Raw genomic sequence first — 21,967 nt, forward strand, 5'->3', positions numbered from 1 at the left:
CCGGTGCCGGTGCCGGTGCCGGTGCCGGTGCTGGTGCTGGTGCTGGTGCTGGTGCCGGTGCCGGTGCCGCTGCGGTCTGAATCTGGCACGACTTGTACACGTTCGGGACGGGATCCCTGCCGAAATAGCCGCTCGTGCACAGACCAGCACTGTTCACGGTCTTGAACAGCCAGCGATCTCCTGCGCCATAGCGCACGTTTTTCATTCCCGAGAAATTGAAAGTCTCGTGCTCGTTAGCCACTTTGGTCCAGGTGGCAGTGTCAGGTGCAGGTGCAGGTGCAGGTGCTGGTGCTGGTGCAGCGGCGGCCTGAGTCTGGCACGACTTGACGACGTTGGGAGCCGGGTCCCGACCGAAATAGCCATTGGTGCACAAACCGCCACTGCTCACGGTCTTGTACAGCCAGCGGTCGCCTGCGCCATAGCGCACGCTTTTCGTTCCGGAGAACTTGAATATCTGGTGTTCGTCGGCCACTTTGGTCCATGAGGCCGTGGCCGTCTGGGCATTCACAGGACTGGCGGCCATAGAAAGCAGCACCGCGCAGGCGGCCATCAGGCTGCCCTGCGGTGGGCGGGAGAACTTGCGGGAAGGAGTCTGTAAGTGATTCATGAACAAGGAAGAAAAGCAGGGGGCAACATCAAGACGCTGACGGAGCTGCACTGGTTTTGCAGCGCAGCCCATGGGTCCGGAGCAGGGCGTTGCAGGGGTCACAAAGAGCACCTTCATGCACGCCGCGGGACGAACAAGAAGGAAGGTCGGGGTGGAAGATCACGCTCCACTCGTAAGTAGTTTCGGCCAGCAGAGAGAGCGTGATAACTCTCACACGGATGGACGGATGTGCGCGAAGCGTGGAAGGAGTATTGCCCGCCGAACGACATCGGAGTCGGTACAGACGGTGTGGATTGGTAACTAAATTCCAATCGCAAATACCACCCCCAGGTGAGCGCGCGGCCACCGTCGAACCCATCGGCAGGGTGTCTGGTAACAGGGCATACCTTTTGACACACCGCCGGGGCCCGTTGATCCGCCACGGCCCATCTCGCTCACAATACCGCCATGCAGAAAGTCCTCAGCCTCATCGGCGCACCCACCGACATCGGCGCAGGCGCGCGCGGCGCCTCCATGGGCCCCGAAGCCCTGCGGGTGGCCGGGCTGGCCGCCGTGCTGGAGATCCATGGACTGCAGGTGGTCGACCGGGGCAACCTCAGTGGCCCGACCAATCCCTGGCTACCACCCACCGAGGGCTATCGCCACCTGAATGAAGTCGTGGCCTGGAACCAGACCCTGCATGAAGCCGTGCACGCCGAACTTGCGCTGGGCCGCATGCCCATCGTGCTCGGTGGCGACCACTGCCTGGGACTGGGCTCCATCAGTGCCGTGGCGCGCCACTGCCGCGAGAGGGGCAAACAACTGCGCGTACTGTGGCTGGATGCGCACGCCGACTTCAACACCGCCGCGCTCACGCCCAGCGGCAATATCCACGGCATGCCGGTGGCGCTGCTGTGCGGCATGGGGCCGCCGGCACTCACGGGGATCGGCGGCACGACGCCCGCCATCAATGCCAGCGTGGTGCGGCAGATCGGCATCCGCAGCGTGGACGCGGGCGAGAAGCGCCTGGTGCATCAGGCCGGGCTGGAAGTGTTCGACATGCGCTACATCGACGAGATGGGCATGCGCCACACGATGGAGCAGGCGCTGCAGGGCCTGGACGACAACTCCCACCTGCACGTGAGCTTCGACGTCGATTTCCTGGACCCCGAAATCGCGCCCGGCGTGGGCACCACCGTGCCCGGTGGCCCGACCTACCGCGAGGCGCAGCTGTGCATGGAAATGATTGCCGACACCGGCCGGCTCGCGTCACTCGACGTGATGGAACTCAACCCGGCGCTGGATGTGCGCAACCGCACCGCCGTGCTGGCGGTGGACCTGATCGAGAGCCTGTTTGGCAAGTCGACGCTGATGCGGAAGAACTAAGGTTGTAACCTTATTACAACCTTAGTGCGACTTTGTCGAGGCAGTGACAGTCAGCTCTTGCCCACCAGCTCGAGGTGCTCCACCACCGGCGGCTGGGCGAAGAACGGGCCGACGATGGCACGCCACTGGGCAAAGGCATCCGAACCACGAAAGCCCACTGTGTGGTCCTCCAGCGTTTCCCAGTAGATCATCAGCAGGTAGCGCCCCGGGCTTTCGATGCTGCGGTTCACCTTGAAGCCCTTGAAGCCCTTCGACTTCGCGACCACCGTGGTCACACCGCGCAAGATGGCCTCTTCAAAGGCTGAGCTCTTCGTGGGGTCGATGCGGATGTCCGCGTGTTCGAGAATCATGGTGCTGCTCCTGGTTCGGCTGGCGTGTGGCAAGGCGGTCCTCGCGCATCATATCGACCGCCTTTTCCGCCATCATGATCACCGGGGCGTTGGTGTTGCCACCCACCACGCTGGGCATGACCGAGGCGTCGACCACCCGCAGGCCGGCCACGCCGTGCACACGCAGCCGCGCATCCACCACGTCCATGGGGCCGGGTCCCATCCTGCAGGTGCCCACGGGGTGGTAGATGGTGTCCGCATGGTTGCGGATGAACTGCTCGATCTGCGCATCGCTCTGCGCTTGCGCCGACGACGCCGATTCAGTGCCTCCATGGCGCGCCAGTGCCGGCTGCTGCAACAGCCGCCGCATGACCTTGAAGCCGCGCACCAGACGCACCATGTCGTCGGCATCCTGCAGAAACGCGGGGTCGATCAGTGGCGCCACCTGAGGGTCGGTGCTGGCCAGGCGCAGCGTGCCCCGGCTCTTCGGGCGCAACAGGCAGACGTGGCACGAATAGCCGTGGCCGAATACCGTCTTGCGACCATGGTCGACCAGTTTGCCGACGACAAAGTGCAGCTGCAGGTCCGGGATCGCTTCCTCAGGTGTGCTCCTGATGAAGCCACCGGCCTCGGCGAAGTTGGTCGTGAGCATGCCACTGCGCTGGCGCCGCCACTCGAAGATGCCGCGCACGGTGCGTGCCATGCCGGTGAGCGATATCCCGAACAGGTCCCTGACCTTCGGCGCGTTGACCACGATCACCACATCCACGTGGTCGTGCAGGTTCTCGCCCACACCCGGCAGGTCGTGCACGACACGCACGCCGAGTTCATCCAGATGCCGTGCCGGACCGATGCCCGAGAGCATGAGAAGTTGCGGTGAACCGAAGGCGCCCGCGCTCGAAACCACTTCCCCGCCCTCCTTCAGCCGCAGGATCTGCAGTGGCCCGCGCCCGGCATTGCCCCGGTATTCGACGGCCACGGCACGCGCCGTGCCACCGTCCTCGATATCGGTCACGATGCGGGTCGTCAGCGCGTTGGTGATCAGTTGCAGGTTGGGCCGGTCCAGGTGTGGCGAGAGATAGGCCTTGGCGGCGCTGCAGCGCTCACCGTTGCGGTGCGTGACCTGGTAGGCACCCACGCCCTCCTGCGCGGGACCGTTGAAGTCGCGGTTGTGCGGGTATCCGGCCTGCACACCGGCCTCGATGAAGGCGGGCAGGAACGGGTTCGGACTGCGCAGGTCCATCACGTTGAGCGGTCCACCCTGGCCATGCCAGGCGTCGGCACCGCGCTCGTTGTGCTCTGCGCGCTTGAAGTACGGCAGCACGTCGGCGAACGACCAGCCGGGGTTGCCCTGCGCGGCCCAGTTGTCGTAATCGCTGGCATGGCCGCGCGCATAGATCATGGCGTTGATCGAGCTGGAGCCGCCCAGCACCTTGCCGCGCGGCTGGTAACCCCGTCGGCCGTTCAGGCCGGGTTGCGGCACGGTGCCATAGCCCCAGCCGTTGAGCTCGAACTTCGCCATGGCCGCCAGGCCGGCCGGGCAATGGATGAGCACGCTGCTGTCGGGCGGGCCGGCCTCGATGAGGGCCACACGGATGGCGGGGTCTTCACTGAGGCGGGACGCGAGCACGCAGCCGGCCGAACCGCCGCCCACGATGATGTAGTCGAACATGTCTGTCTCCATGGGGTCGCGCGTCCGCAAGGGTGCGCGACAATCATCGGGCAAGGTAGCACGCCCCCCGCTGCCGGTTTAGGCATCACCGCCTAGGAAAGACACACCGGCGACGCCGGGTTTACACCGATTTTTTGAACAGGAGCAGCGACTTCATGAACAGCATCAACACCGTCGGCATCATCGGCTCGGGCACCATGGGCAACGGCATTGCGCAGGCCTGTGCCACCAGCGGCATCCGCGTGGTCATGGTCGACATCGCCCAGACCGCGGTGGACAAGGGCCTGGCCACCGTGGCTGGCAGCCTGGACCGCCTGATCAAGAAGGAGAAAATCACCACGGCCGACAAGGACAAGGCGCTCGCGCTCATCACCGGTTCGACGAACTACGACGACCTCAAGAGCGCGCAACTGGTGATCGAGGCCGCCACCGAGAACGAGGGTCTGAAGCTCAAGATCCTGCAGCAGCTCGACGGCCTGCTCGCGCCCGATGTGATTGTCGCCACCAACACCAGCTCGATCAGCATCACCAAGTTGGCCGCGGCCACGCAGCGCCCCGACCGCTTCATCGGCATGCACTTCTTCAACCCGGTTCCCATGATGGCGCTGGTGGAAATCATCCGTGGCCTGCAGACCAGTGACGCAACGCACGACGCGGTGAAAGCACTGGCCCAGGCCCTGGGCAAGTCGCCGATCACGGTGAAGAACGCGCCCGGCTTCGTGGTCAACCGCATCCTGGTGCCCATGATCAACGAAGCCTTCTTCGTGCTCGCCGAAGGCCTGGCCACGCCCGAGGACATCGACGCCGGCATGAAGCTCGGTACCAACCAGCCCATCGGCCCGCTGGCGCTGGCCGACATGATCGGCCTGGACGTGTGCCTGGCGGTGATGAACGTCTACATGGCCGAGTTCAACGACAGCAAGTACCGCCCTGCCCCGCTGCTCAAGGAAATGGTGGCCGCAGGCTACCTGGGCCGCAAGACCGGGCGCGGCGTCTACAGCTACTGACCGGCTGCGGTGCGCGGCCAGGCGCCCAGGCCATCGAGGTGGGGCGACCGCTCGGCCACACCCCAGCGCAGCGGCAAGGTCCCCTGCACCCGCCGCACATGCGTCACCCGCATGCGCAACAGGCGCAGCGCGCCGTCGAAGGACGCGAGTTCGGCACCGTCCCACAGCACCCGTGCCTGCACCGCGAGGTACAGCAGGTCGCCGCGCTCGAAATCCATGAACAGCAGACCCGCCGCAGGGTGCACGGCAATGTTGCCCAGGGTGTTGAAGAAATGGTTGCCCATGAAGTCGGGCACGGTCAGCACATCACCTTCCAGCTTCACGAAACCCGGTGCGCCGCCCCGGTGCGACACGTCCACGCCATGGCGCGCTTCGCCGCCCGATGCCGCCTCGGGATGGGCGGTGGCGATGTAGAAGGTGTCGGCCGCGCGGACCAGCTGGCGCGAGGCTTCGTCGAGCACAGGCCCTTCATAAGCCAGCTGCCCGGCGGGCGCCTGGGGCATCCACACGGGTTCGCGCGCCTGGATGTACTTCGGGCAGTTGCCAAAGCTCTGGCCGACCTCGACCACGAAGCCACCGTCTTCAAGCCTCGCCGTGCCGTTCATGCGGTTGCGCCGGCGCGTGTGCGGCTGGATGCCGAGCAGGCCCAGTGGCGCACCGTCGTGCAGCGTGGCAACGAGTGGGTCGTTCGGCAAGGGTCGGGCGCGCACGTGCAAGTGCGTCGGATCGGGCGAGGACATGAAACCGGGCGCACCCGCCAGCACCCCCGCCCAGGGCTGGCCCTGCGCATCCATGCTGCCCACCACCACGAAGGGCAGCAGACCGAAGAACGCGCGGTGCTGCTCGGGCATGTGGTCGCGCAGCACGCGCGGTCCGATCTGCGCCATCTGCGCCTGCACACCGGCGCGCGCCTGCATCGCCTGCTCGCCCGCGTGGAAAGCAGCTGCCGCGCTCATGCCGCCAGGCCCACCGGGGACCGGACCATGGGCACAAAGCCCGGCAAAGCCTCGACGCGTGCCAGCCAGGCCCTGATGGCCGGGTAAGGCTGCAAGGACACCAGGCCCTCAGGGGCACGCGCCACATAGGCGTAGTGCGCCACGTCGGCCAGCGTGGCGCGGTCCCCGACCAGAAATGGCGCGCGGCCCAGTTCTTCCTCCATGAACCCGAACAAGGCCTCGGCGCGCGCGATCGCCTCCTGCGGGTCGGTGGGCAGCTTGAGGAGCTGCACCACGCGTGCGGCAGAGGGCCCGAAAGCCAGCGGACCGGCGGCCAGCGAGAGCCAGCGCTGCACACGCGCGGCGCCGACCGGGTCGCGCGGCAACCACTGGCCGGGCGCGTAGCGCGCTTCGAGATAGACCAGGATCGCGTTCGAATCGCTCAGCGTCAGCTCGCCATCGCGCAGCACCGGCACCTGGCCCAGCGGGTTCATGGCGAGGAATCCAGGCGACTTGTGCTGCTTCAGCGCCAGGTCGACCTCGATGTTCTCGAACGGCAGGCCCAGCAGCGAGAGGAACAGCTCGACGCGGTGGCAATGGCCGGAAATGGCGCTGCGGTGCAGCTGGATGGAAGGCTTCATGGGTGACTCCAGGGTGGGGAAGATGCGATCTTCTTTGCTGCACACACATTCACAAATACCCCTTCACGCACATCACTGCTCCTGAAATCGGTTTAATGGCGCATGGACAAGTTCCGCGCCATGGCCACTTTCGTGCAGATCGCCGACGCCGGCAGTCTCACCGCCGCGGCGTGGTCCATGGGCGCCTCGCTGCCGGCGGTCGTGCGGCTGCTCGCCGCCTACGAGGCCGATCTCGGCGTGCGTCTGTTCAACCGCACCACGCGCCGCATTTCGCTCACCGAAGAGGGCCGCCGCCACCTCGAGAGTTGCCGTCAGCTGCTGGCCGCCGTCAACGATGCCGAAGCCGACCTGAAAAACGACGCTGCCGAGCCCACCGGCCTGCTCACCGTCACGGCACCGGTGCTGTTCGGCCAGATGCACGTGGCACCCATCGTCACGCGCTTTGCGCAGCAAAACCGCCAGATGCGCTGCCGCGTGACGCTGCTGGACCGCGTCGTGAACCTGCTCGAGGAGGGCATCGACGTCGGCATCCGCATCGGACAACTGCAGGACTCCAGCCTCGTCGCACTGCCGCTGGGCGAGATGCGACACGTGGTGGTGGCCAGCCCCGCGTTCCTGCGCGAACACGGACGGCCATCGCACCCGAACGACCTGCTCAAAGCCAATTGCGTGCGCGTGATCGATCACACACCGACCTGGGGCACCTTCCGCGACGGGGGAAAGACCCTCAGGCTCAGTGTCCATGGCAACCTCGAGTTCAATCACATTGCGCCCGCCGTGCAGGCCTGTGCGGCGGGCGCGGGTTTCGGCCGGTTCCTCTGGTACCAGGTCGCTCCGCTGTTGAACACCGGGGAACTGCAAGTCGTGCTGGAGGGCTTTGAAGACGCGCCCCGGCCCATCCATGTGGTGTACCCCCACGCCCGCTTGCTGCCCGCGCGCACACGCGCCTTCATCGATTTCATCCGCCAGGAACTTCGGGATTTTGTGCCCGGAAACAAACCACCATGACCTCTCCAGCATTCGACTTCGATCTCTTCGTCATCGGCGGTGGCAGTGGCGGCGTGCGCGCCGCGCGCATGGCCGCACAGCGCGGTGCGCGCGTGGCACTCGCCGAGGTGCTGGGAACCGACGGCCTCGGGGGCACCTGTGTGAACCTGGGCTGCATCCCGAAGAAGCTGTACAGCTATGCCGCGCACTATGGCGAGGCCTTCGGGGAGTCGCACGGCTTCGGTTGGGAGAGCACGCCCCCCGTCTTCAACTGGTCCACGCTCAAAAAGAACCGCGCGCAGGAAATCACCCGCCTCAACGGGGTCTATGGCAACCTGCTGCGCGGTTCGGGCGTGACGGTGTTCGACGCCTTCGCGCGTGTCACCGGCGCGCACGGCATCGCGCTGGCCACGCTCAACGCCGACGGTTCACCCGGCCACCAGGAATTCACCGCGAAGCACATCCTGATCGCCACCGGCGGTACGCCGCACGTGCCGCACTTTGTCGGTCGAGAACACGTGATCACCTCCAACGACATCTTCGACATCGAACCCTTTCCGAAGCGCCTGGTGGTGGTGGGCGGCGGGTACATCGCCTGCGAGTTCGCGTCCATCTTCAACGGCCTTGGATCAAAGGTGGTGCAGCTCTACCGCGGCCAGCAGGTGTTGCGGGGTTTTGACGACGAGGTCCGTCATTTCGTGGCCGGTGAAATGGTCAAGGCCGGGGTGGACCTGCGGCTGAACGCGGATGTGGTCGATGTCCGCAAGACCGCGGACGGCCTGCGCGTGGAATGTGATGGTGGCGCCGTGCTGACCGCCGACGCGGTGCTGTACGCCACCGGGCGCGTGCCCAACGTGAAGGACATGGGCCTGGAGGCGGTGGGCGTGGCCCAGGGAGCGCAGGGCGAGGTGATCGTCAACGAACGCTACCAGAGCAACGTGCCGAGTATCTTTGCCATTGGCGACGTCACGAACCGGGTGCAGCTCACGCCGGTGGCGCTGGGCGAAGCCATGGTGGTGGTTGACCAGCTCTTCGGCCCGGCCGCCGGCAAGGCCGCGCGCAGCATGGGCTACGAGTTCATCCCCACGGCCGTGTTCACGCACCCGAGCATCGGCACCGTGGGCTACAGCGAACAGGCGGCGCGCGAAAAGTTCGGCGCCGTGACCGTCTACCGAAGCGAATTCAAAGCGCTCAAGCACACGCTCTCCGGGAGCGGCGAGCGCACGCTGATGAAGCTCGTTGTGGACAGCGCCAGCGACCGCGTGGTGGGCCTGCACATGGTCGGCGCCGACGCCGGCGAAATCGTGCAGGGCTTCGCCGTGGCCATGAAGGCGGGCGCCACCAAGGCGGTGTTCGACAGCACCATCGGCATCCACCCGACGATGGCCGAGGAGTTCGTGACCATGCGCGAGCCGGTCAGGGCCTGAGGAACCACAGCAGGGCCACACCCAGCAGGGTGTGTACCCACAGCCCGGGAGCGAACCAGGCCAGGTAGCGCGCACCGCCCGCCACTCCCGCGGTGACGCTCTTGCTCAGCGCATGCACCGCCAGCGCCAGCATCACCGCCAGGCCGGCCTGGGCGGTGGGCTGCGACGCGATGAATACCGCCGCGAGCGCCGAATGCAGGTCGGCCAGCGCGCCCAGCAGGGTACCGGTATACAGGCCGGCCGTGCCCAGCCACAGCTCCAGCCCGTGCACCAGCGCCTGCACGCCGGTGAGCAGCACGGCCACCACCGCCGCGCCCTTCAGACTGAACATGCGTTCGTCATCGCCTTGCGCACGGGGGGTGGGCGTCTGCGCGGGCTCCACCCCGGTCGCCGTGCCGCGCACCAGCCAGGCACCCCAGGCCGCGGCCAGCGCGGCCGCCGCCAGCGCAGGCAACCAGAGCACCGGCAGCCACGAGGGCTGCACGGCGACGGCCACCAGCAACAGTTGCAGCTGGGTCGACACGCAGGACAACAGTGCGCCACCTGCCATCATCCGCGCGCCCGATGGGCCTTCCCGCACCAGCAGCCCCAGGCTGGCAATGGTGGCGGTACTGGACACGAAGCCCGAGGCCAGCGAGGACAGGGCCACCGCGTGGCGCGCGCGCAGCAGCCGGCGCCCCAGATGGGCGAGCGACTGCACGGCCAGCAGCAGCGCGAGCAACTGCACCACGATGTGCGGGTTGAGTACCGGACCCCACAACGGGCGATCGGGCACCAGCGGCAAAGCCACGAGCACCAGCGCGGCCAGCACGATGCCGTCGCGCACCTCGGCCGGCGTCAACCAGTGCCGCACAAACCTGTGCATGTGCTCGCGTCCCGCCAGCACCACGGTCAGGCCCGCGGCCATCGCGGCGGCCAGCGGCAACTGCCAGGCGCACAGCACGCCGATCAGGTAGGTCAGCACCAGTGCCACCTCGGTGGTCACCCCCGGATCGTCCGAGCGGTCGCGCCAGTACGCCACCACCGTGAGTGCGGCGACGAAAGCCGCACCGGCCACCACGACGCCCGTGATCTGCGTGAGCGCCGCGGCCGCGCCCGTGACGCACACCAGCGCGAAGCTGCGCAGGCCGGCCAGGGCACGGCCCGGGCCTTCGCCCTTGCGGCGCTCACGCTCCAGGCCGATCAGCAGGCCACAGCCCAACGCGGCGGCCAGGGTGGCTGCCGCGCCGGTCAGGGCGGGTGTGGCGGCATCGGGCATGCGGTTTCCTCGTCGGTGCGTGCGGCGCGGACACACCACCACGCCACAATAGCACCATGCAGAAAACGCCCACCTTCACCGCCCCGCTCTTCTTCACGGACGCCGCCCAGGCCCTGGCGCAGGTGCAGCGCATCTACCAGGACAACGTGGAATTCCTGCGCCAGGCCATGCGCGACTTCGTGGCGGGCGAGGACTTCACCCACACCCATGTTCGCGCCTGCTACCCATATGTGCGCCTGCACACGCACAGCGTGCTGCGCCAGGGAGCCAAGCCCGACAGCCCGCCAGTCAAACGCCTGAGCTACGGCTTCGTGGCGGGCCCGGGCCGTTTCGAGACCACACTCACCCGCCCCGACCTCTACGGCGACTACTACCGGGAGCAGTTCAACCTGCTGCTGGCCAACCACGGCGGCGAGATCGAGGTGGGCACCAGCACGCAGCCCATCCCGATCCACTTCTCGTTCGCCGAACACGACCATGTGGAAGGCAGCATGGATCTCCTGCGCCGCGCGCTCATGCGCGACGTGTTCGACCTGCCCGATCTCACGGCCATGGACGACGGCATCGCCAACGGCACGCACGAACCCAGGCCCGGCGAAGCGCACCCGCTGTCGCTGTTCACCGCGCCGCGGGTGGACTACTCGCTGCAGCGCCTGCGCCATTACACCGGCACCGCGCCCGAGTGGTTCCAGAACTTCGTGCTGTTCACCAACTACCAGTTCTACATCGACGAGTTCATCCAGCTCGGCCACGCCGAGATGGCCAACCCCGACAGCGAGTACGTCGCCTTCGTCGAACCAGGCAATGTGGTGATGCGCCGCACCGGCCTGGCGGCGGAGCCGGGCGACGATCTGGGCCACGCGCCACCGCGCCTGCCCCAGATGCCGGGCTACCACCTGATGCGCGCGGACCGCAGCGGCATCACCATGGTCAACATCGGCGTCGGCCCGGCCAATGCCAAGACCATCACCGACCACATCGCCGTGCTGCGCCCGCACGCCTGGCTCATGCTCGGGCACTGCGCCGGCCTGCGCACCAGCCAGCAGCTGGGCGACTACGTGCTGGCCCACGCCTACGTGCGCGAGGACCACGTGCTCGACGAGGAACTGCCGCTGTGGGTGCCGATCCCCGCGCTGGCCGAGATCCAGCTCGCGCTGGAAGCCGCCGTGGCCGACGTGACCGGCGTGCCGCCGGCCGAGCTCAAGCGCATCATGCGCACCGGCACCGTGGCCAGCACCGACAACCGCAACTGGGAGCTGCTGCCCGACAACCGGCCACAACGCCGCTTTTCGCAATCGCGTGCGGTCGCGCTCGACATGGAAAGCGCCACCATCGCCGCCAACGGCTTCCGCTTCCGTGTGCCTTACGGCACCCTGCTGTGCGTGAGCGACAAGCCCCTGCATGGCGAGATCAAGCTGCCCGGCATGGCCAACCACTTCTACCGGGAGCGCGTGGACCAGCACCTGCGCATCGGCATCCGCGCCATCCACCTGCTGCGCGAAGGCGGCACCGACCAGTTGCACAGCCGCAAGCTGCGCAGCTTTGCCGAGGTGGCGTTTCAGTAATCTCCGGCAATACCATCGCCATGAATGTTCTTGCAGAGTTTCTCAACCGATTCCTGGAAACCGAGCTGTGGCTGGCCACCGCGCTGTCACTCGTGCTGCTGACCCTGCTGGCCAGCCAGATCGTGCGCATGCTGTTCAAGCATGCCACTCGCCTGGCGCAACGTTCGGCCACGCATTGGGACGAGGCCCTGGTGAATGCCGCGCGTCTGCCGGTGCAAGCCGTCATCTGGCTGGTGAGCCTGGGCTGGATGGCGCGCCTGCTGCAGCCCCACTGGACCGACGACGCCGACCTTCTCACCGCCGTCCGACAGTTGCACGACGTCGGCATCGTCCTGTGTGTTGCATGGTTTCTCTGGAAGTTCGTGGTGCAGGTGACGCAGACCGCCGAATCGCGCAGCCACGCCAGAGGCGAAGCCTTCGACGCAACCACCTTCGATGCCCTGAGCAAGCTGGCGCGCTTGCTGGTGTTCGTGGCCGCCGTGATCACCATCGCCCAGACGCTGGGTTTCAAGATCGGTGGACTGCTGGCGCTGGGCGGCGTGGGTGGGCTGGCGGTGGGTCTGGCTGCGAAGGACCTGCTGGCCAACTTCTTCGGAGGCCTCACCATCTACCTCGACCGGCCCTTCAGCGTGGGCGACTGGATCCGCTCACCCGACAAGAGCATTGAAGGAACGGTGGAATACATCAGCTGGCGCCACACCCGCATCCGGGCCTTCAACAAGAACCCCATCTACGTGCCCAACGCGGTGTTCACCAGCATCGTGGTGGAAAACCCTTCGCGCATGAGCCACCGGCGCCTGAAGGAAACCCTGGGTCTGCGCTACGACGACTTCGACCAGGTCGATCGCGTGGTGGCGGACATCAAGGCCATGCTGCTCGGCCACGAAGGCATCGACACCAGAGAGACGCTGATCGTCAACTTCAACGCGTTCGGCGCCAGCTCGCTCGACATCATGATCTACGGCTTCACCAAGACGCGCGCCTGGGTCGAATACCACGCAGTCAAGCAGGACGTGCTGCTGCGGATCGGTCGCATCGTCGCCGCGCACGGCGCGCAAGTGGCCTTTCCCACGCAGACGCTGCATATGGCTTCCGCACCGGAAACGACGCAACGGGATGGCCTTCCTGCCCAGACCTGACCCAGGCAAACACCCGGGCCTCCCGGCAGGCGGCATCGCCAACTCCAGCAGGGACAACCGCGTGGCAGACTGACACATCGTGTCGTTGATGTGGGACAGGCGTCTGCCTTCCAACCCAGGCCAACGGGTTTATGCTGTGCCCAAACAGCTTCGAGACACGTCATGGCCTCCACCCGACGCAAGTTCATCCTCGGCACCCTGTCCGTCACCGGCGCGCTGGTGATCGGCTGGAGTGTGCTGCCACCGCGCCAGCGGCTCACCACCTCGCAACCGCTACCCACCGGAGAGGGGGAGATCGCTTTCAACGGCTGGGTCCGGATCGCGCGCGATGGCACGGTCACGGTGATGCTGGCCAGAAGCGAGATGGGCCAGGGCGTGGTCACCTCGCTGTGCATGCTGCTGGCCGAGGAGCTGGATGCCGACTGGTCGCGCGTGACCTGGCAGGCCTCGCCGATCGACAAGATCTACAACAACGTGGCTTCCGTGGTCGACGGCCTGCCAGTGCACCCGGACACCGACAGCGTGGTGCTGGACGCCACCCGCTGGCTCGTCGCCAAGACCATGCGAGAGGTTGGCGTGATGATGACCGGCGGCTCGTCCAGTGTGAAGGACCTGTGGCTGCCGATGCGCCAGGCCGGTGCGTCCGCGCGCGCGATGCTGGTGGCCGCCGCGGCCACCCAGTGGGGCATCGCGCCGGAAGACTGCAGCGCCGAGCGCGGCGAGGTGATCGCGCCCGATGGCCGCCGCCTGGGCTATGGCGCACTGGCGGCCGCCGCGGCGCAACAACCGCTGCCGCGCAAGCCGGCACTCAAGACGCCCGAGCGCTTCCGCCTCATCGGCCAGGCCACGCGGCGCATCGACACGCCCGGCAAGATCGACGGCAGCGCGCGCTTCGGCATCGACGCGCTGCCCGACGGGCTGCTCCACGCCAGCGTGAAGATGTGCCCCACGCTGCGTGGGAAGCCGCTGCGCTTCGACGATGCCGCAGCACGCGCGGTACCGGGCGTGAAGGCCGTGACCGAAGTGGCGCCGCTGCGCGGCGGTACCGGTGGCGTGGCCGTGATCGCCGACCACCCCTGGCGCGCACGCAAAGCCGCGCAGGCGATCGACGTCCAGTGGGACCACGGCGAACTCGCCAGCTTCAACAGCAAGGACGTGATGGAGCAGCTCGAGCGCACCGCGCGCGCCGAAGAGGGCTATGCGTTCTTCGAGCGTGGCGAAACCGATGCCGCGCTGGCCGGCGCCGCCCGGCGCATCGAGGCCGAGTACCGCGCGCCCTACCTCGCGCACATGGCGCTGGAACCCATCAACTGCACCGTGCTGTTCGAGGGCAACAAGGCGACGGTCTGGGTGTCGACGCAGGTCCCCGGGCTGGCCCGCGCGGCCGCCGCCGAGGCGCTGGGCTTGCCGGACGAGGCCGTCACGGTGCATGTGCTGCTGCTCGGCGGCGGTTTCGGCCGCCGGCTCGAGGTCGACTTCATTGCCCAGGCCGCGGCGATTGCCAGGGCCATGCCGGGTCAGCCGGTGCAGACGATCTGGAGCCGCGAGCAGGACACGCGCCACGACCTGTACCGCCCCGCCTGCGCGGCGCGCTTCGAGGCGGGCCTCGATGCCCAGGGCGTGTTGGTGGCATGGAAGAACATCAGCGCCGGCCAGGCCATCGTGCCGCAGGTGCTGAGGCGCACCTTCGGACTGCCAGGCGGCGGCCCGGACAAGACCGCCAGCGAAGGCGCGTTCGACCAGGCCTACGAGTGGCCAGCCGCGCGCATCGCGCACATCAACGTCGACCTGCCGCTGCAGGTGGGCTTCTGGCGCTCGGTAGGGCATTCGCACCAGGCCTTCTTCAAGGAGGGCTTTCTGGACGAGGTGGCGCATGCGGCAGGCAAGGACCCGCTGGCGTTTCGCGAAGCCCTGCTGCAAAACCATCCCAGGCAGCTCGCGGTGCTGCAGGCCGTGGCCCGGGCCGCCGGCTGGGGCACGGCCTCAAAGCCCGCGCCCGATGGCGCGAAGACCGCACGCGGCATCGCGCTGCACGACTCCTTCGGCTCCACGGTGGCACAGGTGGCCGAGGTCTCGATGGCTTCCGACAAGACCATCCGTGTGCACCGCGTCTGGTGCGCCATCGATTGCGGTCTGGCGGTCAACCCTGCCGGCGTGCGCCAGCAGCTGGAGGGTGCGGTCATCTTCGGCCTGTCGGCCGCGCTGCACGGCGAGGTGGACATCGTCGAGGGCCAGGTGCAGCAGGGCAACTTCCACGACCAGCCCATCCTGCGCCTGAACGAGGCGCCCGACGTGGAATGCGTGATCCTGCCGGGCGCCGGCCACCCCGAGGGCGTGGGCGAGCCCGGGGTGCCGCCGATTGCGCCCGCCGTGGCCAACGCGCTGTTCGCGCTCACCGGCCAGCGCCTGCGCAGCCTTCCCCTGAAACTGGCTTGAGGACCCCACGACATGTCCACCACGCTCACCGTCAACGGCCAGGCCGTCACCGTCGAGGCCGAACCCGACACCCCGCTGCTGTGGGTGCTGCGCGCCGACCTGCGGCTCACCGGTACCAAGTTTGGTTGCGGCATGGCGCTGTGCGGCGCCTGCACGGTACACGCCAACGGCAGCGCCATCCGGTCCTGCGTCACGCCGGTCTCGGCGGTCGCGGGCCAGGACATCACCACCATCGAAGGCCTGCAAGGCCCGCAGGCCGAGGCGCTGCGCGCGGCCTGGACCGAGGTGGATGTGGTGCAGTGCGGCTACTGCCAGAGCGGGCAGCTCATGAGCGCCTGCGCGCTGCTCAAGGACAACCCCCGGCCCGACGACGCGGCGATCGACGCGGCCATGAGCGGCAACCTGTGCCGCTGCGGCACCTACCCGCGCATCCGCGTCGCCATCCACCAGGCCGCCAAGGCCTTGCCCGCCACCTGAACGTTCAGGTCAGCTTGACCGAACGCCCGATGTAGAGGATGGGGCCGGTCGGGCGGCCGGTGGGCGAGCCGTTGTAGGGCTCCAGCGTGATCTCGAACAGCTGGTTGGGCACCAGCGGCGGCAGTTGGTCGATCTTCACTTCCAGCGCCTGGCCGGGCTGCACCAGGCCGAGCGAAACCGGTGCGCTCCAGGTGTCGGCCTTGGTCCAGAACTGCAGTGAGCGTTGCGCGGGCACGGCCGTCGTGCCCAGCGGCACCAGCTGCAGGCGGTCCCTGCCGCTGGTCTTCACGATCCAGCCCGGTGCCGTGCTGTCGGGCGCCACCAGCACCACCATGTACTGCGGCGCGGCAGGCGCGAACAGGCCGCTGGCCGGCAGCAGCGCCACCACCGAGGCCGCCACGAAACCCGTGGCCGCGACCGCGCGCCAGAAGGTCAGGCTGTTCCACCAGCGTTGCCAGGCGCTGGTCCGCACGGATGGACGGGGTCGCACCGGCACCGCAGCGGCGGGCGCGGCCTGATCGGCAATCGCGCCTTCGATGCGCGACCACAGGGCCGGCGAAGGCTCCACCGGCTCGGCCAGCGCGGTCAGCGGCAGCAGACGTTCTTCCCAGCGGTCCACGGCGGCGCGCAGCGCGGTGTCATGCGCCCCCAGGCGCTGCTGCACCTCGCGCCGGTGCGCGGTCGAGAGCGTGCCCAGCACGTAGGCCGAGGCCAGCTCGTCGACGGGATCGTGGTCTGGCCTGTTCACGCGAGGCACTCCCGCAACGAGGTGAGGCCGCGGCGAATCCAGGCCTTGACGGAACCCAGTGGCGCGCCCAGGCGCTCGGCGATCTCGGTGTGCGTGCAGCCGTCGAGGTAGGCGTAGAGCACGCAGTTGCGCTTGGCGGCATCCAGCCGTGCCAGGCAGTCGTCGAGCCGGCCAAGGTCGGCACGCGTGGCGAAGGCGTCGGCCATGTCGGGGGCAGCATCCTCGTCATCCCGCAGGGCATCCATCGTCTCCTCGTCAGCAGAAACGGTGCGCGCGCCGGCGCGCACGGCATCCAGCGCGCGGTGGCGCACGATGCCGACCATCCAGCCCCGGCCTGCGCCGCGACGGGCGTCGAAGGTCGCGGCCTTGGTCCAGATGTTCATGAAAGCGTCGTGCAACACGTCCTCGGCGGTGGCGCGGTCGCGCACGATGCGCAGTGCCACGCCGAGCAAAAAACGCCCTTCTCGTTCGTACAGGCGGCGCAGGGCCGCACGCTCGCCCCGCGCGCAGGCGGCCAGGGCGGCATCGTGGTCGAAGGCGTCGGGGTCGGGAAGGCGCAAGGGTCAGTGAACCGGCAGTGCATCGATGCCGCGACCCGATGCGGTCGGGCACGGGGTCGCGGGACTGCCGGCCATACTAGCCGATCCCCGCGGGCCGGCGGTGCGCACACCTTGCCCGCGCCGCCAGCGTGGCATCAGGAGGCCTTGTAGAAGATGTAGTCGGCCTGGTACTGCACGATCTGCCGGGCACCCATGTTGGACGCACCGCAGGGCGCGGCCGGTGCCACGCCACCCTGGGTGGCCGCGCGCTGCACATAGGTCACGCCGGTCATGGCGCCACTGCCCATGACCGGGTTGGACTTGACCAGCTGGAACGGGATGTTGCCCGCGCCACCCGGTGCCACGGCGAGCTGCGTGCCGGTGAACTTCGACCCGTCCATGGCTTCCCAGGTGGCGGGCGGGCCGTAGTACTTGCCGACCTGCTTGCCGCTGCGGTCGAGCAGCCGGGCATCCGGGCCAGCGAAGACCCACTCGAACTGACCGGCCATGTCCTTCTTCGCGCGGCATTCGTAGGTGATCTGGCCCACGCCCACGGTTTCCATGGCCACCGTGTGGCCAGCGGGGACCTTCACGGCATCGGGCAGTCTGTCCTGCGAAAACATCATGGGGGACGCGCCCATGCCGGACGCGCAGGCAGACAGGGCGAGGGCCGCGGTGGCGGCCAGGGTGGTCTTGACGATCATGGGAAAACTCCTCAGTGGTGGGTTGTGGACAGCGGCGCAGGACAGCGCCACTGCTTCCACTACTCGCCAATGCGGGTTTTGGATGCAGCCGCGGGCAAATTGGATGAAATGGCGGCCAAAAGATCGAGAGCTCAACCATGCAACTTCATGACCGCCACAAGGTTCTCCGGTCCAAAGCCCGCGACAGCCGCTGCCATGAACCGTTGGGCAACCGCTTCCGTCACAGGAAGTGCCGTTCCCACATGTTCGGCTGAATTCAATGCGTAGGTGAGATCCTTCGTGATCAGATCGACGGGGGCCTGCGGTGTGTAGTTCCGTGCCAGCATCAGCGTGGCAGCTCCGCCTGCAGCAGCACTCAGGACTGGCATTGCCTTCAACGCGCCGAGTGCGCGTTCTGCATCAACACCCGCAGCGCGCAGCAACGCCAGTTGCTCGGCCATCGCCGCCACCTGTGTGGCAAACAAGGCATTGACCACCAGTTTCAACCATGCGCCGCTTCCGAGCGGGCCGACATGGTGCAGCGCACCTCCCAGCTGAAGCAGGATCGAACGGACCCGCTCGACGGCAGCGGTTTCTCCACCGGCCATGAAAATGAGCTGGCCTGCGTCGGCCTGCGGTCTCGAACCGGCCACGGGTGCGTCGACAAATGCGATGTTGCGAACTTTCATCGCAGCGCCGAGCTCTTGCAGCCAACCGGGTGTCAGAGTGCTCGATTCAATGGCCAGCGCGGTGGGAGCGAGTCCCGCGAGCGCGCCGGTCTGCTCGTCCAGCCAGACGGATCGGGAGGCGGTGTCGTCGAACACCATCGAGATGACAAGCTCCGCGCTTTCAACGGCCTGGATCGGGGTCTCGGCGATCAATGCCCCCAGCGTGCGCAAAGGCACGGTTGCCTGCGGGGAACGGTTCCAAACCGTCACGGCATGGCCAGCTCCCAGAAGGCGGATTGCCATGCGCGAGCCCATCGCGCCCAGGCCAAGAACGGTGATGCGGCTCATGCGAGTTCTCCTGCGATACGGATTTGCGCAGCATGTGTGGTCGGTGCAGCATTGAACAGCGTGCGCGCCTGCGCGGTAGCGGCGTCGAGCGCAGCTTGTGCGGTGGCTGAATCGCCGGTGGTCGCTTCGACGCTGAGCACCTGAACGTCGACAATGCCGACAAAGCTCAGCAGTGCTGACAAGTAGGGCCGCAGGTGATCCATCCGAGCCAGTGGACCCTGGTATCCGTCAGCACCGTAGGACAGCGCGAGCACCGCGCGCGGGCCCACCACCAGGCCGCTGAATTCACCGTCTTCGTAGGCGAAGGTGTGGCCGATTCGCACGATCTGGTCGATCCACGCCTTCAGCGACGAGGGCAGCGAGAAGTTGTAAATCGGGCTGCTGATCAGGATGGTGTGCGCGCCCTTGATCTCGGCAATCAGCGAGTCCGATAGTGCCGTGGCTGCGCGCAGTTCTGGCGTCATCGCGGCCGCTGGCGTGTAGTAACCCTGGATCGTCAGTTTGTGGATGTGAGGTATGGGTTCGAGTGCCAGATCGCGGTGAACGACGACGCCCTCCGGATGGGCCTCTTGCCAGGCCATCTCCGTGGCGTCGGCGAGGTGGCGGCTGAAGGATCCTTCGCTGCGGGCGCTGGCGTCTATGCGTACCAGGGTGATGGGCTTTCTTGCAGTCATGACGTTCTCCTGTGGTGCTTCGGGGTTGCGATGACCGAAGGTTCGGTGATTGCAACCACAACGAACAGCCGACGGCACACACTGCTTTCTTGTAGCTATTGCAATAATCGCGCATGGACATCCAGCACCTGAGAGCCTTCGTGGAAGTCGCGGAGCAAGGCAGCTTCGCCCATGCGGCGCGACGGCTCGCCCTCGATCCGTCAGCGGTGACGCGCGCGGTCGCAACGCTTGAGGCCACACTGGGCGCGCGCCTGCTGCAGCGAACGACACGCAAGGTGGCACTGACCGAGGCTGGAGCGATCTACCTTGAACGAGTGCGCCCAATCCTGGAGGAACTCGAGGTCGCGAACGAAGAGCTGCAGACCAGTACGGAACAGGTGCGCGGTACCGTGCGCGTGACCGCATCGGTGGCCTATGGTCAGGCGATGCTGGTACCACTTTTACCGGCACTGCACGCCGAGCACCCGGCACTGGAAGTCGATCTGCTTCTCAGCGATGCCGTGGTGGATGTGGTGTCGCAGCGCATTGATGTGGCGCTGCGCCTTGGACCTGCAAACGACTCGTCGCTGATCGGCATGCAGCTGCGACCCATTCGCTTCCGGGTCTGTGCCAGTCCTGCATATCTGCAAAAAAATGGCAGGCCGCGCGTCCCTTCGGACCTCACCCAATGCGAATGCCTGCGCTTTCCTTTACCAGGCTATCGCACACAGTGGACGTTCCGGGACCGCGCCGGTCAGATCGAAATCGTGCCGGTCAGTGGGTGGCTGGTGATGTCAACCGCGTTGGCGCTGCACCGCGCCGCACTGGATGGCTGGGGTCCCGCGCTGCTGGGAGACTGGCTGATCGACACCGACATCGCGGCGGGTCGCCTGGTCGATCTGTTTCCCAAGTACGAGGCGACCGCGACCAACTTCGACAGTGCGCTGACACTGCTCTACGCCTCTCGCCAACACTTGCCCCGGCGAGTACGTACTTTTGTCGATTTTGTGAAGACCAGGCTCGGCTGAGCTGAGTACAGCGTGGCTTCCGCACGTCGTGATGCGGGTCACGACCGGCTTTTCCAGCGACGGGTCCCGGTGGTCCCGCGACAAGCTCGGGACAAGTCCGACTTCGGCGGCCCGGGCCTGACCTTGGCCGGGAGCTGCGGTCCAGCCCTGGCGCCCACGAGGTGCCACCCATCAAGATGGAAGATGGGCGTACTGCCGTTCAGAAAATGGCCGAACCGGTCTCAGGCCTGATGCGGCCGGACCTTCGAGGCCGCCAACCTGGCCTGTTCGCGGGCCCTGTCCACATCGGCATCAAACGCCAGTGCCACGCCCATGCGGCGCTTCGTGAAGCTCTCGGGCTTGCCGAACAGGCGCAGCTCGGTCTGCGGTACGCGCAAGGCCTCGTCCACACCGTCGAAGGCAATGCCGGTCGCGTCCACGCCACCGTAGATGACCGCGCTGGCGCCCGGGCTGCGCAATTCGGTGGACACCGGCAGACCGAGGATGGCGCGCGCATGCAGTTCGAATTCGTTCTGCCACTGCGTGATCATGGTCACCATGCCGGTGTCGTGCGGGCGCGGGCTCACTTCGCTGAACCACACGTGGTCGCCCTTGACGAACAGTTCGACGCCATACAGGCCCAGGCCGCCGAGGTCGTCGGTCACGGCTTGGGCAATGCGGCGCGATTCGGCCAGCGCAGCGGGCGTCATGGGGTGCGGCTGCCAGCTCTCCACGTAGTCGCCACTGACCTGCAGGTGGCCGATCGGGTCGCAGAAGTGGGTTTCAACCTGACCGTCGGGCCCGAGCGCTCGCACGGTGAGCTGGGTGATTTCGTAGTCGAAGGCGATGAAGCCCTCGACGATGACGCGGCCCGGTCCGACCCGGCCGCCCGACATGGCGTAGTCCCAGGCCTTCTGCACATCGGCCGGTCCGTCGATCTTGCTCTGCCCCTTGCCGCTGCTGCTCATCACCGGCTTGACGATGCAGGGGTAGCCGATGCCACTGCCGCCTTGACCACCGTTGTCCGTTCCTTCGATCGCGGCCTGCAGTTCTTGCAGCGAGTCGCAGAACGCGTAGGGACTGGTCGGCAGGCCCAGCGTCTCGGCGACCAGGCGGCGGATGCCTTCGCGGTCCATGGTCAGGCGCGCGGCGCGCGCGGTGGGGATAACGCGCACCACGCCGGCGGCTTCGAGTTCCTGCAGCATGGGCGTGGCAATCGCCTCGATCTCGGGCACCACCAGGTGCGGGCGCTCGGCCTCGATCAGCGCCTTGAGTTGCGCCGGGTCGCTCATGGTGATGGTGCGCGCGTGGTGCGCCACCTGCTGGCCGGGCGCATTGTCGTAGCGGTCCACCGCGATGGTCTCCACCCCCAGGCGCTGCAACGCAATCAGCACCTCCTTGCCGAGCTCGCCCGAGCCGAGCAGCATGACCCGGGTGGCCGAAGGAGACAGGGGGGTGCCGAGCGTGGTCATGAAA

At 67.3% G+C, this 21,967-nt stretch carries 20 protein-coding genes and 1 pseudogene; 9 read left to right on the forward strand and 12 right to left on the reverse strand.

The features are described from left to right. Positions 1–724: pseudogene (locus K5880_RS20135) on the reverse strand (hypothetical protein); the annotation flags it as partial. A gap of 330 nt (positions 725–1,054) precedes the next feature. Here K5880_RS20135 and rocF point away from each other — a divergent pair. Then, positions 1,055–1,972, forward strand: a complete 918-nt coding sequence (rocF, locus tag K5880_RS20140) for an arginase (protein WP_297656680.1) — start codon at positions 1,055–1,057, stop codon at positions 1,970–1,972. Positions 1,973–2,022: 50 nt separating this feature from the next. Here rocF and K5880_RS20145 read toward each other — a convergent pair whose 3' ends face one another. Next, a complete protein-coding gene (locus tag K5880_RS20145) occupies positions 2,023–2,322 on the reverse strand; it encodes an antibiotic biosynthesis monooxygenase family protein (RefSeq protein WP_297656683.1) in 300 nt (99 codons plus the stop codon). Next, positions 2,267–3,973, reverse strand: coding sequence for a choline dehydrogenase (locus K5880_RS20150; RefSeq protein WP_297656686.1), 1,707 nt, complete (start codon positions 3,971–3,973; stop codon positions 2,267–2,269). The genes K5880_RS20145 and K5880_RS20150 overlap by 56 nt, the downstream gene beginning before the upstream one ends. A 155-nt stretch (positions 3,974–4,128) precedes the next feature. Here K5880_RS20150 and K5880_RS20155 point away from each other — a divergent pair, with 155 nt between their 5' ends. Next, positions 4,129–4,980 carry a 3-hydroxybutyryl-CoA dehydrogenase gene (locus K5880_RS20155; protein WP_297656689.1) on the forward strand — a complete coding sequence of 284 codons (852 nt, stop codon included), beginning with the start codon at positions 4,129–4,131 and terminating at the stop codon, positions 4,978–4,980. Here K5880_RS20155 and K5880_RS20160 read toward each other — a convergent pair. After that, positions 4,974–5,936 (reverse strand): pyridoxamine 5'-phosphate oxidase family protein, encoded by a 963-nt coding sequence (locus K5880_RS20160; protein WP_297656692.1) that lies wholly within the window; start codon positions 5,934–5,936, stop codon positions 4,974–4,976. The two genes, K5880_RS20155 and K5880_RS20160, sit on opposite strands and share 7 nt — an antisense overlap. Next, positions 5,933–6,556: a glutathione S-transferase family protein gene (locus K5880_RS20165; protein ID WP_297656695.1), complete on the reverse strand. Its 624-nt coding sequence runs from the start codon at positions 6,554–6,556 to the stop codon at positions 5,933–5,935. Before K5880_RS20165 ends, K5880_RS20160 begins: the two co-directional genes overlap by 4 nt. A gap of 102 nt (positions 6,557–6,658) precedes the next feature. Here K5880_RS20165 and K5880_RS20170 point away from each other — a divergent pair, with 102 nt between their 5' ends. After that, positions 6,659–7,564 carry a LysR family transcriptional regulator gene (locus tag K5880_RS20170; RefSeq protein ID WP_297656698.1) on the forward strand — a complete coding sequence of 302 codons (906 nt, stop codon included), beginning with the start codon at positions 6,659–6,661 and terminating at the stop codon, positions 7,562–7,564. Beyond that, positions 7,561–8,970 carry a glutathione-disulfide reductase gene (gorA, locus tag K5880_RS20175; RefSeq protein ID WP_297656701.1) on the forward strand — a complete coding sequence of 470 codons (1,410 nt, stop codon included), beginning with the start codon at positions 7,561–7,563 and terminating at the stop codon, positions 8,968–8,970. The genes K5880_RS20170 and gorA overlap by 4 nt, the downstream gene beginning before the upstream one ends. Here gorA and K5880_RS20180 read toward each other — a convergent pair. Further along, positions 8,960–10,228, reverse strand: coding sequence for a DUF4010 domain-containing protein (locus K5880_RS20180; RefSeq protein WP_297656703.1), 1,269 nt, complete (start codon positions 10,226–10,228; stop codon positions 8,960–8,962). The two genes, gorA and K5880_RS20180, sit on opposite strands and share 11 nt — an antisense overlap. 56 nt (positions 10,229–10,284) lie before the next feature. Between K5880_RS20180 and K5880_RS20185 the strand changes: the two genes are divergently transcribed. From K5880_RS20185 to K5880_RS20200, 4 genes are all read left to right on the forward strand, one after another. Beyond that, a complete protein-coding gene (locus K5880_RS20185) occupies positions 10,285–11,793 on the forward strand; it encodes an AMP nucleosidase (protein WP_297656706.1) in 1,509 nt (502 codons plus the stop codon). A 20-nt stretch (positions 11,794–11,813) separates the two neighbouring features. Continuing rightward, complete coding sequence (locus K5880_RS20190) at positions 11,814–12,932, forward strand: mechanosensitive ion channel family protein (protein ID WP_297656708.1); 1,119 nt, start codon at positions 11,814–11,816, stop codon at positions 12,930–12,932. A gap of 162 nt (positions 12,933–13,094) precedes the next feature. Continuing rightward, positions 13,095–15,368: a molybdopterin cofactor-binding domain-containing protein gene (locus K5880_RS20195; RefSeq protein WP_297656710.1), complete on the forward strand. Its 2,274-nt coding sequence runs from the start codon at positions 13,095–13,097 to the stop codon at positions 15,366–15,368. 12 nt (positions 15,369–15,380) lie between these two features. Next, entirely contained in the window at positions 15,381–15,845 is a 465-nt protein-coding gene (locus K5880_RS20200) for a (2Fe-2S)-binding protein (protein WP_297656711.1), read from the forward strand. Between the two features lie 4 nt (positions 15,846–15,849). Here the strand turns inward: K5880_RS20200 and K5880_RS20205 are convergent, their stop codons facing one another. The 5 genes from K5880_RS20205 to K5880_RS20225 all read right to left on the reverse strand — a co-directional run bounded on the left by K5880_RS20205 (position 15,850) and on the right by K5880_RS20225 (position 19,505). Then, the gene (locus K5880_RS20205; RefSeq protein ID WP_297656714.1) at positions 15,850–16,593 is read right to left on the reverse strand and encodes an anti-sigma factor; all 744 of its coding nucleotides are present in this window, start codon (positions 16,591–16,593) and stop codon (positions 15,850–15,852) included. After that, positions 16,590–17,153 (reverse strand): sigma-70 family RNA polymerase sigma factor, encoded by a 564-nt coding sequence (locus K5880_RS20210; RefSeq protein ID WP_297656716.1) that lies wholly within the window; start codon positions 17,151–17,153, stop codon positions 16,590–16,592. The genes K5880_RS20205 and K5880_RS20210 overlap by 4 nt, the downstream gene beginning before the upstream one ends. 134 nt (positions 17,154–17,287) lie before the next feature. After that, positions 17,288–17,836, reverse strand: a complete 549-nt coding sequence (locus K5880_RS20215) for a DUF3455 domain-containing protein (RefSeq protein ID WP_297656718.1) — start codon at positions 17,834–17,836, stop codon at positions 17,288–17,290. Positions 17,837–17,967: 131 nt separating this feature from the next. Continuing rightward, the gene (locus tag K5880_RS20220) at positions 17,968–18,831 is read right to left on the reverse strand and encodes an NAD(P)-dependent oxidoreductase (RefSeq protein WP_297656720.1); all 864 of its coding nucleotides are present in this window, start codon (positions 18,829–18,831) and stop codon (positions 17,968–17,970) included. Then, complete coding sequence (locus tag K5880_RS20225; RefSeq protein WP_297656725.1) at positions 18,828–19,505, reverse strand: NAD(P)H-dependent oxidoreductase; 678 nt, start codon at positions 19,503–19,505, stop codon at positions 18,828–18,830. Before K5880_RS20225 ends, K5880_RS20220 begins: the two co-directional genes overlap by 4 nt. Before the next feature lie 113 nt (positions 19,506–19,618). On the opposite strand from K5880_RS20225, the gene K5880_RS20230 reads away from it, so the two are divergent. Next, positions 19,619–20,512 (forward strand): LysR family transcriptional regulator, encoded by an 894-nt coding sequence (locus tag K5880_RS20230; protein WP_297656729.1) that lies wholly within the window; start codon positions 19,619–19,621, stop codon positions 20,510–20,512. 221 nt (positions 20,513–20,733) lie between these two features. Here K5880_RS20230 and purT read toward each other — a convergent pair whose 3' ends face one another. Then, positions 20,734–21,963 (reverse strand): formate-dependent phosphoribosylglycinamide formyltransferase, encoded by a 1,230-nt coding sequence (gene purT / locus K5880_RS20235; RefSeq protein ID WP_297656732.1) that lies wholly within the window; start codon positions 21,961–21,963, stop codon positions 20,734–20,736. Between the last annotated feature and the right edge of the window lie 4 nt (positions 21,964–21,967).

Source organism: Hydrogenophaga sp. (genome assembly GCF_025699295.1).
Lineage (GTDB): Bacteria > Pseudomonadota > Gammaproteobacteria > Burkholderiales > Burkholderiaceae_C > Hydrogenophaga.

Coding starts and splice junctions, on each gene's coding strand:
- K5880_RS20195 (WP_297656710.1), top strand. CDS start 13,095: ATGGCCTCCACCCGACGCAAGTTCATCCTCGGCACCCTGTCCGTCACC.
- K5880_RS20190 (WP_297656708.1), top strand. CDS start 11,814: ATGAATGTTCTTGCAGAGTTTCTCAACCGATTCCTGGAAACCGAGCTG.
- K5880_RS20150 (WP_297656686.1), bottom strand. CDS start 3,973: ATGTTCGACTACATCATCGTGGGCGGCGGTTCGGCCGGCTGCGTGCTC.
- K5880_RS20230 (WP_297656729.1), top strand. CDS start 19,619: ATGGACATCCAGCACCTGAGAGCCTTCGTGGAAGTCGCGGAGCAAGGC.
- K5880_RS20215 (WP_297656718.1), bottom strand. CDS start 17,836: ATGATCGTCAAGACCACCCTGGCCGCCACCGCGGCCCTCGCCCTGTCT.
- purT (WP_297656732.1), bottom strand. CDS start 21,963: ATGACCACGCTCGGCACCCCCCTGTCTCCTTCGGCCACCCGGGTCATG.
- gorA (WP_297656701.1), top strand. CDS start 7,561: ATGACCTCTCCAGCATTCGACTTCGATCTCTTCGTCATCGGCGGTGGC.
- rocF (WP_297656680.1), top strand. CDS start 1,055: ATGCAGAAAGTCCTCAGCCTCATCGGCGCACCCACCGACATCGGCGCA.
- K5880_RS20155 (WP_297656689.1), top strand. CDS start 4,129: ATGAACAGCATCAACACCGTCGGCATCATCGGCTCGGGCACCATGGGC.
- K5880_RS20180 (WP_297656703.1), bottom strand. CDS start 10,228: ATGCCCGATGCCGCCACACCCGCCCTGACCGGCGCGGCAGCCACCCTG.
- K5880_RS20185 (WP_297656706.1), top strand. CDS start 10,285: ATGCAGAAAACGCCCACCTTCACCGCCCCGCTCTTCTTCACGGACGCC.
- K5880_RS20145 (WP_297656683.1), bottom strand. CDS start 2,322: ATGATTCTCGAACACGCGGACATCCGCATCGACCCCACGAAGAGCTCA.
- K5880_RS20165 (WP_297656695.1), bottom strand. CDS start 6,556: ATGAAGCCTTCCATCCAGCTGCACCGCAGCGCCATTTCCGGCCATTGC.
- K5880_RS20170 (WP_297656698.1), top strand. CDS start 6,659: ATGGACAAGTTCCGCGCCATGGCCACTTTCGTGCAGATCGCCGACGCC.
- K5880_RS20220 (WP_297656720.1), bottom strand. CDS start 18,831: ATGAGCCGCATCACCGTTCTTGGCCTGGGCGCGATGGGCTCGCGCATG.
- K5880_RS20200 (WP_297656711.1), top strand. CDS start 15,381: ATGTCCACCACGCTCACCGTCAACGGCCAGGCCGTCACCGTCGAGGCC.
- K5880_RS20160 (WP_297656692.1), bottom strand. CDS start 5,936: ATGAGCGCGGCAGCTGCTTTCCACGCGGGCGAGCAGGCGATGCAGGCG.
- K5880_RS20225 (WP_297656725.1), bottom strand. CDS start 19,505: ATGACTGCAAGAAAGCCCATCACCCTGGTACGCATAGACGCCAGCGCC.